The 12253-nt window shown below is 69.0% G+C and carries 12 protein-coding genes; all 12 read left to right on the plus strand.

The window, feature by feature from the left end; all coding sequences use genetic code 11:
- Positions 1-317 precede the first annotated feature (317 nt).
- The 12 genes from ACFY2Q_RS20200 to ACFY2Q_RS20255 all read left to right on the plus strand — a co-directional run bounded on the left by ACFY2Q_RS20200 (position 318) and on the right by ACFY2Q_RS20255 (position 12241).
- A complete protein-coding gene (locus ACFY2Q_RS20200) occupies positions 318-1454 on the plus strand; it encodes a ThuA domain-containing protein (RefSeq protein WP_387132523.1) in 1137 nt (378 codons plus the stop codon).
- 87 nt (positions 1455-1541) lie between these two features.
- Positions 1542-4370 carry a PQQ-dependent sugar dehydrogenase gene (locus tag ACFY2Q_RS20205; RefSeq protein ID WP_387132354.1) on the plus strand — a complete coding sequence of 943 codons (2829 nt, stop codon included), beginning with the start codon at positions 1542-1544 and terminating at the stop codon, positions 4368-4370.
- Positions 4371-4530: 160 nt separating this feature from the next.
- Positions 4531-5448, plus strand: coding sequence for an NAD-dependent epimerase/dehydratase family protein (locus tag ACFY2Q_RS20210; protein WP_387132356.1), 918 nt, complete (start codon positions 4531-4533; stop codon positions 5446-5448).
- Between the two features lie 161 nt (positions 5449-5609).
- A complete protein-coding gene (locus ACFY2Q_RS20215) occupies positions 5610-6068 on the plus strand; it encodes a hypothetical protein (RefSeq protein WP_387132358.1) in 459 nt (152 codons plus the stop codon).
- A 280-nt stretch (positions 6069-6348) separates the two neighbouring features.
- Positions 6349-6804, plus strand: coding sequence for a DUF4878 domain-containing protein (locus ACFY2Q_RS20220; RefSeq protein ID WP_387132360.1), 456 nt, complete (start codon positions 6349-6351; stop codon positions 6802-6804).
- Positions 6805-6941: 137 nt separating this feature from the next.
- The gene (locus ACFY2Q_RS20225) at positions 6942-7358 is read left to right on the plus strand and encodes a hypothetical protein (protein WP_387132362.1); all 417 of its coding nucleotides are present in this window, start codon (positions 6942-6944) and stop codon (positions 7356-7358) included.
- A gap of 263 nt (positions 7359-7621) precedes the next feature.
- On the plus strand, positions 7622-8050 hold the full coding sequence (locus ACFY2Q_RS20230; RefSeq protein WP_387132364.1) for a hypothetical protein: 429 nt from the start codon (positions 7622-7624) through the stop codon (positions 8048-8050).
- Positions 8051-8103: 53 nt separating this feature from the next.
- Entirely contained in the window at positions 8104-8271 is a 168-nt protein-coding gene (locus ACFY2Q_RS20235; RefSeq protein WP_231922508.1) for a helix-turn-helix transcriptional regulator, read from the plus strand.
- The gene (locus tag ACFY2Q_RS20240) at positions 8268-9245 is read left to right on the plus strand and encodes an NAD(P)-dependent alcohol dehydrogenase (protein WP_387132366.1); all 978 of its coding nucleotides are present in this window, start codon (positions 8268-8270) and stop codon (positions 9243-9245) included. The genes ACFY2Q_RS20235 and ACFY2Q_RS20240 overlap by 4 nt, the downstream gene beginning before the upstream one ends.
- A 615-nt stretch (positions 9246-9860) precedes the next feature.
- Positions 9861-10496, plus strand: coding sequence for a hypothetical protein (locus ACFY2Q_RS20245; RefSeq protein ID WP_387132368.1), 636 nt, complete (start codon positions 9861-9863; stop codon positions 10494-10496).
- A gap of 225 nt (positions 10497-10721) precedes the next feature.
- Complete coding sequence (locus tag ACFY2Q_RS20250; RefSeq protein WP_387132370.1) at positions 10722-11183, plus strand: hypothetical protein; 462 nt, start codon at positions 10722-10724, stop codon at positions 11181-11183.
- Between the two features lie 704 nt (positions 11184-11887).
- On the plus strand, positions 11888-12241 hold the full coding sequence (locus ACFY2Q_RS20255) for a hypothetical protein (protein WP_387132372.1): 354 nt from the start codon (positions 11888-11890) through the stop codon (positions 12239-12241).
- Positions 12242-12253: the final 12 nt, after the last annotated feature.

The following is a 12253-nucleotide window of genomic DNA, read 5'->3' on the forward strand; positions in this document are numbered from 1 at the left end:
CGACCGGATTCCAGCCCGTGGACGCAGCCGGGCGCACCGCTTGACGACGCTCATACATCAGAGGTTTACTGCGTCAGCGATGGTAATCGATATAGTGTGAGCGCTCACACTTGTCGCTCGGAGTCGTCGGCTGGCTCCACGCACCATCCGGACACGACCACACCACCTCGGCCGAGCATCGGCGGCTTGGCTTCCGCACCACCGCCACCCTGGCCCTGGCGTGCCCGCGGGCACATCCCGGGGTCGCCGCTCAGCAGAGGAGCACGCGCATGCGTTCCCGTCCCCGTGTGTTGGCACTCGTCACCGGCCTGGCCGTGATGCTGGCCAGCCTCGTCGCCCTACCGGCCCCGGCCTCGGCCGCCCCCCTGACCAAGGTCCTGGTGTTCAGCAAGACCGCCGGGTTCCGCCACTCGTCCATCCCCACCGGCATCGCGGCCATCCAGCAACTCGGCGCCGCCAACGGGTTCACAGTGACCTCCACCGAGGACGCCGGCCAGTTCACCACCTCCAACCTGGCCCAATACCAGGCGGTGGTCTTCCTGTCGACGACCGGCGACGTCCTCAACGCCAGCCAGCAGTCGGCGTTCGAGGCGTACATCGCCGCCGGTGGCGGGTACGTCGGCGTGCACGCCGCCGCCGACACCGAGTACAGCTGGCCGTGGTACGGCGGGCTGGTCGGGGCGTACTTCGACTCGCACCCGGCGATCCAGACCGCGACCGTACGGATCGAGGACCGGACGAACCCGTCGACCGCCCACCTCGGCGACACCTGGGTCCGCTCCGACGAGTGGTACAACTACCGCACCAACCCCCGGTCGAGCGTGCGGGTCCTGGCCAGCCTCGACGAGTCGTCCTACAGCGGCGGCAACATGAGCGGCGACCACCCGATCACCTGGTGCAAGGCGTACGGCGGCGGGCGGGCCTGGTACACGGGTCTCGGGCACACCGAGGCGTCGTACAGCGACCCCAACTTCACCCAGATGCTGCTCGGCGGCCTCCGCGTCGCCGCGGGCGCGGTCACGGCCGACTGCTCGCCGCGCACCACCACCCCGCCGCCTCCGCCCAGCGGATCGAGCCTGCGGGCACGGGCCAACAACCAGTACGTCAGCGCCCCGAACTCGACCACCGCGCTGATCGCCAACCGCAGCGCCATCGGCACCAGCGAGCGGTTCGACCTGGTCGACCTGGGCAACGGCAACGTCGCGCTGCGCGCCAAGAGCAACGGGCAGTTCGTGGCCGCCGAGAACGCCGGCGCCGCCGCGCTGATCGCCAACCGGGCCAGCGCCGGCGCGTGGGAGACGTTCCAGCTCGTGCGCAACTCCGACGGCACGGTCAGCCTGCGGGCCACGGTGAACAACCGCTACGTCGCCGCCGAGAACGCGGGCGCGTCCGCGCTTATCGCCAACCGGACCTCGATCGGCCAGTGGGAGAAGTTCGACCTCGTCACCGGCTGACCCCACCCCCGGTTCGCCTCTCACCACCCCCACCCGGCCGTGGTGCGCCCCCGCACGCCCGGCCCTGGTCGTCGAGGAAGGACGATCATGCTCTCGTACCCCCGGCGCTGGCCCCGGGCCCTCGTCGCGGCGTTCACCGCCGCCGCGGGCGTGCTCCTGGCCGTTGCCGCACCAACCCCCGCCCAGGCGGTGGTGATCCCCGCATCCGACTACCAGCAGGTCAAACTCGCCACCGGCTCGGCGGAGCTCGGTGAGGCCATGTCCCTTGCCGTCCTGCCCAACCGCTCGGTGCTGCACACCGCCCGCAACGGCGTCCTGCGGGTCACCGACGTGGCCGGCAACACAAAGGTCTCCGGGACGCTGTCGGTCTACACGCACGACGAGGAGGGGTTGCAGGGCGTCGCCGTCGACCCCAACTTCGCCACCAACCGGTGGATCTACCTCTACTACTCCCCCACGTTGAGCACCCCGTCCGGGGACGCCCCCACCACCGGCTCGCAGTCGGACTGGGACCGGTGGAAGGGGCACCTGCGGTTGTCCCGGTTCACCCTCAACACCGACGACACGCTCAACATGGGCAGCGAGAAGATCGTGCTCCAGGTCGCCAACGACCGTGGGCAGTGCTGCCACGTCGGCGGTGACCTGGACTTCGACGCCGCCGGCAACCTGTACCTGACCACCGGCGACGACACCAACCCGTTCGAGTCGTCCGGCTACGCGCCGCTTGACGAGCGGACCAACCGCAACCCGCAGTTCGACGCCCAGCGCACGGCGGCCAACACCAACGACCTGCGGGGCAAGCTGCTGCGGATCAAGCCGCAGACCGACGGCACGTACACGATCCCGGCCGGCAACCTGTTCGCGCCCGGCACTGCCAACACCCGCCCCGAGATCTACGCGATGGGCCTGCGCAACCCGTTCCGGATGAGCGTCGACAAGGCCACCGGCGTCGTCTACCTCGGCGACTACGGGCCGGACGCCGGGTCCACGAACTCCAGCCGGGGCCCCCAGGGTCAGGTCGAGTTCAACCGGATCACGGCGCCCGGCAACTACGGCTGGCCGTACTGCACGGGCACCAACACGAGCACGGAAACATACAACGAATACACGTTCCCGTCCGGGCCGTCGCAGTCCAAGTACAACTGCACGGGCGGGCCGACGAACAACTCGTTCCGCAACACCGGCCTCACCACGCTGCCCGCGGCGAAGCCGGCCTGGATCAAGTACGCCGGCGACTCCGGGTCGCCGTCGGAGTTCGGCAGCGGCTCGGAGTCCCCGATGGGCGGGCCGGTCTACCGGTACGACGCGTCGCTCAACTCCAGCATCAAATTCCCCGCCTCGCTGAACGGGCAGTTCTTCGCCGGCGAGTACGGCCGCCGCTGGATCAAGGCCATCGCCGTCAACTCCGACGGCTCCCGTGGGGAGATCTCCAACTTCCCGTGGAGCGGCACACAGGTCATGGACATGGCCTTCGGCCCGGACGGCGCCCTGTACGTGCTGGACTACGGCACCGGCTCCAACAACCAGGCGCTGTTCAGGATCGAGTACATCGGCGGCGGCAACCGCAACCCGATCGCTGTCGCCTCGGCGAACCCCACGTCGGGGGCCAACCCGTTGACTGTCAACTTCTCGTCGGCCGGCAGCTCCGATCCCGAGGGTGGGGCACTGAGCTACCTGTGGACCTTCGGCGACGGCACCACGTCGACGGCGGCGAACCCCACCAAGACGTACACCACGAACGGCACGTACAGCCCCACCTTGAAGGTCACCGACCCGACCGGTCTGTCCGGCACAGCGAGCCTGGTCGTCACCGTGGGCAACACCGCGCCGACCGTGACGCTCACCCTGCCCGCCGACGGGCAGCTGTTCAGCTTCGGTGACACGGTGCCGTACCAGATCACGGTGAGCGACCCGCAGGACGGCACGATCGACTGCTCGAAGGTGAGCCTGACGTACGCGCTGGGCCACGACAGCCACGCCCACCAGATCACCTCGAAGAACGGGTGCAGCGGCACGATCACCGTACCCACGGACGGTGAGCACGACGCGGCGGCCAACATCTACGGCGTCTTCGACGCCGCCTACACCGACAACGGCGCGCTCACCACGCACAGCATCAAGACCCTGCAACCGAAACACCGCCAGGGTGAGCACTTCGGCGCCCAGTCGGGTGTCCAGGCCACCGAGCACACAAGCGCCGAGGGTGGCCGGACCGCCGGATTCATCGAGAACAACGACTGGATCTCGTACCAGCCGTACAACCTGTCGAACGCGACGCGCTTCACCGTGCGGGCGTCCTCGGCGGGCGCCGGCGGCACCATCGAGGTACGCGCCGGGTCGGCCACCGGCACCCTGCTGGGCACCGTCGCGGTGCCGGTGACCGGCAACTGGGAGACCTTCACCGAGGTGTCCGGCGCCATCACCAACCCACCCGCCTCGACGACCACGCTGTACCTGGTGTTCAAGGGCGGCTCGGGCTACCTGTTCGACGTCGACGCGTTCACCTTCACCACCGGCACCGGCGGCACCGCCGGGATCAGCCTGCGGGCGCAGGTCAACAACCAGTACGTCAGCGCGCCGAACTCGACCACCGCGCTGATCGCCAACAAGGCCACCGTCGGGTCGACCGAGCAGTTCGACCGGGTGGACGCCGGCAACGGCACCATCGCCCTGCGGTCCCGCGCCACCGGCCTGTACGTCTGCGCCGAGAACGCGGGCGCCGACCCGCTTGTCGCCAACCGCACGACGGTCGGCGCGTGGGAGACGTTCCAGCTCGTCACCAACACCGACGGGACGGTCAGCCTGCGCGCCACTGTCAACAACCAGATCGTGGCCGCCGAGAACGCCGGGGCGGGGGCGTTGATCGCCAACCGCACGTCGATCGGCGCCTGGGAGAGGTTCATCCTGACCGGCTGAACGGGCGTGGGCCCGGCCGCGGACAGTGTCCGGGCCGGGCCCACGGCGGCGCGACTGGCCCCGCACGGGTACGGCCGGACCGGACAGCCGCTGACGTCGCGGTCGTACACCAGCCGGCGGTCACTTGATAGTGACCTATATCCAGAGTGGACCATGCATCGTGCGGATTCTCGTGGTGGGTGGCAGCGGCCTGATCGGCGCGCATGTCGTGGAGGTGCTGCGGGAGCGGGGGCACGCCGCGACCACTGTGGCGCGTACCGCCCGTGCGGGTATCGACCACCTGGTCGACGTGGAGTCCGCCTCGGTCGACGAGTTGCGCCCGCTGCTGGCCGACCATGACGGAGTCGTCTACGCCACCCGCACCGAGGAGCAACGACCGCTGCCCAAGCCGATCTATCCGCAGTTCCGCCTCGACAACGTCGAGCCGGTCGTGCGCCTGTTCACCGCCGCGCGACTGGAGGGCCTCACCCGCGGGGTCGTCATGGGCTCGTACTACACCTATTTCGACAGGCTGCATCCGCAGTGGCGGCTCGCCGAGCGGCACACGTACATCCGGTGTCGGGTGGAGCAGGCCCGGGAGGGGCGGGAGGCCGCCGGGCCCGATCTGCCGGTCGCCGTCCTCGAACTGCCGTTCGTCTTCGGTCGTGCCGGTGACCGACTGCCCAACTGGGCCGGGCCGCTGGATCGGTGGGCGCGCTCGCGTACACCTCTGGTCGCTCCTGTTGGTGGAAGCGCCGCGGCCTCCGCGCGCAGCGTCGCCGAGGTCGCGGTGGATGCCTTGGAGCGAGCCAGCGGCGACGACATCCCGGTGGCCGACGAGAACCTGACCTGGAACGACATGATCGGACGCATCGCCACGGCGGTCGGTCGGCCCCGCCGGGTCTCGCGGATACCGGCCGGCGCGGCGAAGGCCGCCCTGCGCCTCGGCGGCGCGCTCCAGGCGCTCGGCCGCAGGGAGTCGGGCGTCAACCCGACCTACCTCGCCGACCTCCTGCTCGCCGAGTTGTTCATCGAGCCGACAACCGGCCGACCGCTGGAGCCGGCTGTGCGCGAGACGTTCGGCGAGAGCGCCGTCTAGCCTGCGGCGCTTGCCCGTAATCACAGAGCCCGGCCGTATCCAGGCGGCCGGGCTCTGTCGTTGCTGCTGATCAGGCCGCTCGCCACCGCTTCCTGGAGTCCGCCGCGGTGGTCGTACACACCATTGCCTTACCGGTCTTCGTCACACCACGCGCGCCCTGCTTGGAGCAGAACGCCCCCGGATGCACCGTCGCCACCGACGGCGGTTTCGGCTTCGCCGTCGTGGGCTTCGGCTTCGGCTTCGCCGTGGTCGTCTTCGGCTTGGGCGCTGCCGTCGTCGTCTTCGGCTTGGGCTTGGTGGTCGTCGGCTTCACGATCGGCCGAGGTGTCGTCTCACCGGTGGTGTTCTGCGGGTCCGGTGTCGGGCTGGAAGCGGCAGGCTCTGGAATCGTGGACGGTGGCGCGTCAGGCGTGGCAGTCGCGTCAGGCGTGGCGCTCTCGTCCTCCGCGAGGCGGTCGTTTGCCGGCGAGGCGGTTTGTGTGGCCGCCGCAGCGGGCTTCTTGTCGCCGTCGTTGGTGGTGAGCGCCCCTATGGTGCCGACGCCGCAGCACAGCAGGACCGAGATCGCGGCGGCGATACCAACGGCACCGAGATTGCCGATCTTCTTTTTCGCCGGGTAAGTGGTCACCTCCGGGAGTGTGCTGGGCGGGGTGAGCCGGCGGCACCACTGATCGGGGGCAGTTGACCACCAACGACCCACAGCCGGACCACAGCCGGATCACAGCAGAGGGGCCGGTCGTCGATACTCGCCGGCCGCCTGTCCACTTCGGAACATCGATGCGGGTGGTCGCCGGTGGACGTACCGATGCGCGCCCAACCGGACGGACGCGCGAACCGCCACGGCAAGATCGACCGTTCGGAGGGATCGAGACTTTCTCGCATCCCTTACCGTCGCTACCTATGACCTACCCGTACCAGGCGCCCCCACCCCCCAAGCGGCGGACGCTGCGGACCGTGCTCATCGTCGTGGGCGTGGTCGTCGTGCTGTGCTGCGGCGGCGCCGGCACCGGCGGCTTCTTCCTGTACAAGGGCCTCAAAGCCGCAACCGATCCGGCCCGGCAGGCCGCCGAGGCGTTCGTGGGCGACCTGGAGGCCGGCGACGCCAACGCGGCGTACGAACTCTTGTGCACCGACACACGCAGCGCGTTCACGAGGGACGAATTCGTCCAGGGCGTCGCCAGGCAGCCACAGATCCAGAGCCACAAGGTCAACGGCGTCAACGTGTCGAGCGTCAACGGGCGTACCTCGGGGACCGTGAACATGGCCCTGAAGCTGGACAGCGGCTTCACCGACCGGCGCGCGATCCCGCTGGTGAAGGAGGACGGCGCCTGGAAGGTGTGCGGTCAGCCGTACTGACCCGCAGGCAACAATGAGCCCTCCGCGACCTGCCCTGATCCGTGCCGCCCACCGGAACCTGATTCCCGGGACACGCGTGTCAGAGGCCGTGAGTAGCTTCTATGCGACACGGTCCACACGCCGGAGGAAGGCCGCACATGGAGCTATCGCTCGGGCGAGTCGAGCGCACCGAGACACCTGTCATGTTCGTGGCCGCCAAAGACGGATCAGACGAGATCGGGCCAGCCTGGGACCACCTGGAAGCCCTGCTCGGGTCGCTGCGAGGCCGCAGATTCCTCGGCGTGTTCGACGACGCCGGCATCTACCGCTGCTGTGTCCAGATCCGAGCGGGCGACGATCCTGACCAACTCGGCCTGCAATCAGGCGTCGTGCCGGGAGGCCAATACCTGCGCGCAACCGTGCGCGGTCCCCAACCCGCCGCCTATGCCCTGCTCACCCCGACCTTTGAACAGTTGCGGCGCTCGGGAGACCGAGACGACACTCGCCCGAGCATCGAGTACTACCGCCGCCACGACCGGATCGACCTGCTCATGCCCCTCCGAGGCGGCGCCTGAGTCGACCCGCCGCTGCGCCGACCCCTGTCCACTACCCAACTGATGATCGTCTCGCCGGACGGGTTGCGTCCGGTTGGAGGCATGCCGGCAGGTTGGCCATAGACAGCGACTGATCGCTTCGCGGGACGCCCGACAGCCATTTCGCATCCCAGTTGGCCCCTGCCACCCGACCAGGAGCCAACTCCGATGTAAAAGTTTCTAGACATGATGTCAAAGTCGTCATACTGTGGTCGTGTCAAGAATTCTTTACAGGGGAGGCGACCGTGACGCACGAGGAAAAACGATCCTGGATCATGCTGGTGGTCAGCGTGGCGGGGTATTCCGTCTACGCCGCCATCGTCCTGAGCCGGGCCGACGGTGGACCGCTCACCGCCACCCCGTACGCCGGCGCTCTGCTGTGGACGATCGGCGCGGCCATCCTTGCCAACATCGTGGCCGAGATCGGTATGGGCGTGGTGAACCCGCGCGCTTCCCGGGTCAAGGACGTACGCGACCGGGAGATCGGACGGCTCGGCGACCACGTCGGCCAGGCGTTCGTGGTCATCGGCGCGGTGTCGGCGATGCTGATGGCGCTGGCCGAGTGGGACTGGTTCTGGATCGCCAACGTCATCTACCTGTGCTTTGTCCTGTCGGCGGCGGTCGGCTCCCTGGCCAAGGTGATCGTCTACCGCAGGGGCGTCCCGCAGTGGTGAAGCCGACCCGCGTCACGAACAGCATCCGCGCGCTGCGCTTCGCGCACGACGAGATGACCCAGGCCGAGCTCGCCGACCGGATCGGCGTGACCCGGCAGACAGTCATCGCCATCGAGCAGAGCCGCTACTCGCCGTCGTTGGAGATGGCGTTCAAGATCGCCCGCGTGTTCGGCGTACGGCTCGACGACGTGTTCCAGTACCCCGAGGAGACGGCACCATGAAGGCCATCGTCCAGGACAGCTACGGCCCAACCGACGTCCTCCACCTACGCGACATCGACAAGCCGGCCGTGGGCGACAAGGACGTCCTCGTCCAGGTCCGCGCCGCTGGCGTCGACCCCGGAGTCTGGATCTTCATGACCGGCCGCCCCTATATGGCGCGGCTGGCCAGCGGGCTGCACCGGCCCCGGGTGCCGGTACGCGGCCGGGACCTGGCCGGGGTGGTGGCCGCGGTCGGCGCCCGGGTGACCCGGTTCCGGCCCGGCGACGAGGTGTACGGCACCTGCCTGCGCGGCTCGTACGCCGAGTTCGCGAGCGCGCCGGAGCGGCGGCTGGCCCGTAAGCCGGCAAACGTGTCATTCGCGCAGGCCGCCGCCGCGCCGGTCTCCGGGATGACGGCGCTACGCGCGGTCCGCGACAGCGGCGCGGTGCACCGGGGGCACCGCGTGCTGGTCATCGGCGCGTCCGGCGGTGTCGGGTCGCACGCCGTGCAGATCGCCAAGGCGTACGGGGCGACGGTCACCGCCGTCTGCACGCCGGCCACTGCCGCGTTCGTACGCTCCCTCGGTGCCGACGACATCCTCGACTACACAAGCGAGGAGGTCGACCGCGACGGCCCGATCTACGACGTGGTCATCGACGCCGGCGGCGACCGGCCGTTCTCTCTCCTACGCCGCGCCCTCACCCCACACGGGACGCTGGCGCTTGTCGGCGGCTCGTACACCAAGGGCCCGGTGCTCAGCGGCTACGACCGGCAGATGGTTCGCGCGCCGCTGCTGTCCCTGTTCATCGGCCAACGGCTGCGCAGCGTGAGTGCTGTCGAGCGGACCGAAGACCTGAGCAAGCTGGGAACCCTCATCGAATCGGGGGCGCTCACCCCGGCGGTCGACCGCACCTATCCCCTGAGCCAGGCGGCGGACGCGATCCGACACCTCCGGCACGGGCACCCGGCGGGAAAGATCGTCGTCACCATCTGACCCGATGGGGCGCGTTGCACCGCAGGAGAGGAGTCGAGCAGTTCCTCGGACCCATCACAGCTGGGGCGGGCGATCTGACGAAGGGCCGGCACACTGTCGGCGTCCAGCGGCAGTAGTCGGGCACTGCCGGGAAGATCGACAACTGTCAGGTCGCCGTGCGCCTCGTCTACGCCACCGACGCTCGTCACGCGATGCTCGACAAGGCGCTCTAATTGCCCAGGCCCTGGTGCGACGCCGAGCGTCGCGCCGGGGCCGGTGTCCCTGAGCAGGTGCGGCTTACGCCCAAGCCGCAGTTGGTGTCTCGGATGATCACTGCCGGGCTGCCGTGCCAGTGGGTGGCAGGACTGGTGAGCTGGCCTTTACCGCTGTTGGGCACCCGAGGTCGTCCCGCTACACCGCCTCGTCCTGGTGGCCGGCCGCCGCAGGAAAATCGAAGAGTCGTTCCAAGCCGCGAAGACCGCACCACGCGCCTGCGCCTTGTAGCTCCACCGCGACGACCCCTTCGCACGGCCGGGCTCGTCGTTGCTGCGGATCAGGGCGGGATTCCGGTCGGGAAAGTGACCACCGTGAGCGGATAGTATCGCGGCAAACGTCGAGAGTGGACGGAGCGCGGACATGAACGATGGCGGGTTGCTGGGGTCGCTGGATCAGTGGGTGCGGCAGGGGTGGGGCCGGTTTCTGCTGCTGGTGGCCGCGCTGACCGTCGCGGGGTCGGCCGTGTTCGTGATCCTGACCGTCGTGCTCACCGAGTCCGGCCTCCTTGCCGAAGACTCGCGATTCTGGCACGGCGACCGGCCGGACTGGGCGGGCGTCGTCGGCTTCCTCCTCTGCGTCGCCGGGGTGGCCTTGATGGGCGGCAGTTCCTGGTGGCTGGTGCGCAACGGTTACTACCGGCGTAACGCCCGCGCCCGGGTATGGGGGACGGCGAGTTGGGCTCGTCGCCGGCAACTGGCCCGGCAGGTACGTGGCACCGACGCGCGCCGTGACGAGGATCGGCCGCTGCTGCCCGTGGTCGCGAGGCATCTGATCGACCAGCCGAAGTTCCTGCCGCCGCTCTGCGGGTTGGCGCTGCTTGAGGTCGGGCAGGCGTTCCTCCGGTGGGCACCGGGCTTCGTCCTCGTCGCCGTGTTCGTCGTCGGACTGCTCGCCGCCCTGGCCCCCCTGTCCTTCCGGAGCGCACGGCAGGCGAGCGCGTTCCTCGCCGAGCACGCGGACGGCTACACCTTCACCGAAGCACGCGCCGAACGCTGACGCCAGCGCCTGGCCGGGCGAGCAAGGTGCAGCACGACGACCTTGGGTCCGCCTGGGGCAAGTCGTCGATGTCCACCGGCTGGCCGACCAGCTTCGGACGTCGATGCGGCGGTCGCCGACAGGCGTACCCATTCGCGTCCTGACAGGGCAGAGACGCGGACCTCGACGGAAGATCAACCGTTCGGGGGGATCGAGAGTTTCTCGCATCCCTTACCGTCGCTACCTATGACCCACCCGTACCCGCATCCGGCGCCCCCACCACCGAAGCGGCGGACGCTACGCACCGTGTTGATCGTCGTAGGCGTGGTCGTCGTGCTGTGCTGCGGTGGGGCCGGCGTCGGCGGCTTCTTCCTTTTCAAGGGAGTCAAGGCAGCGACGGATCCGGCGCGGCAGGCCGCCGAGTCGTTCGTCACCGACCTGGAGGCCGGCGACGCGGACGCGGCGTACGGACTGTTGTGCAACGGCACGCGCAGCAACTTCACGAGGGACGCCTTCGTCCAGGGCGTCGCCAAGCAGCCGCAGATCCGCAGCCACAAGGTCAACGGCATCAACGTGCAGAACGTCAACGGGCGTACGTCGGCGACGGTACAGATGGCCCTGACGCTGGATAGCGGCTTCACCGACCAGCGCGCGATCCCGCTGGTGAAGGAGGATGGCGCCTGGAAGGTGTGCGGTCAGCCGTACTGAGGCCTCCCCCGGTTGCTACCGGTGGAAGTTTGAAGGGTCAAGCACTTGGGTGCGCCGGCTGGTGCTGGCCCCTTCGTACGGGAAACCTGGTAGCCGCCCCCACCTCTGCGTTGCGGCTCTCCGGTTAGGCTGCCGGCCTCACGTTGATCGAAGGCACGTGGCGGCGGGGCGACGCAGACGCCGCGAGTGCGAGCAACGCCGCGCCCGCCCCCACCACGCTGGGTGCGGCGGCAGTGGCCGGGGTGCGCTGGACGGCGGCTTACGCCCTGCCGCCATCTGCCACGTGGGATCAGGTTCGGTCCGATGTGGCCGGCCAACTCGACGGTTGGAAACAGGTAGGCGACTCCGTCGCTGCTCGTACCCGTCGTCACTCGGTTAAGTCACCCACCACGTGGCAAATGCGGCATTGGTGCCGACTGAGACGAGGAGCTTTCGCAGCAGCCGAGGTCCACTCCGGATGAGGCCATCTGCAGTAGCTTGCGAGTCATGGCGACTCAGGGCCCGCGCTGAGTATTCGGACGGATGCTTGACGACGGAATCGGGGATGTTCTGGCACCATGTTGCGACACATCATCGATAGTCGACGGGTGCTTGATCCGGCTCGCTGGGGGCGGACAGGCGTCGGCGCGCTGCTGGTCTGTCTCGTTGTGCTGCCTTCCGCTGGATGCGCCCCCTCGGGCCACGACAGTGCTCGGGATAGGGTCTTGGAGAGGGCCGAACAGGTCGCCCACGAAACCGAGCCATGGGCGACCGACTCACTCAGTCTGAAGGGCTGGAAAAGCAACCAGTCCGTGCTCAACCGGCTTGTCGCCGAAACCGAAGGCGAGCGGCTCACCTCCTTGGTCCACGATCCTGACGAGCGTGGGGTGGGCCTACTGGCCACGGTAGAGGTAATGATGGTAGGCCGCGCGTCTGAGGGCTGGCTGGCCGGCGACGAGGTGTACTACAACATTTGCGTGCGCTTCGACGTTCGCCGGGAAACCAGTGGGCCCCGCGAGATCACCCCCGTGCCCGTCGACTGCCCACATGAGGTTCCGGCCACCCGGGCACCTCAGTAACGTCGCGGCAAT

The organism is Micromonospora sp. NPDC000316 (assembly GCF_042898885.1).
GTDB lineage: Bacteria > Actinomycetota > Actinomycetes > Mycobacteriales > Micromonosporaceae > Micromonospora.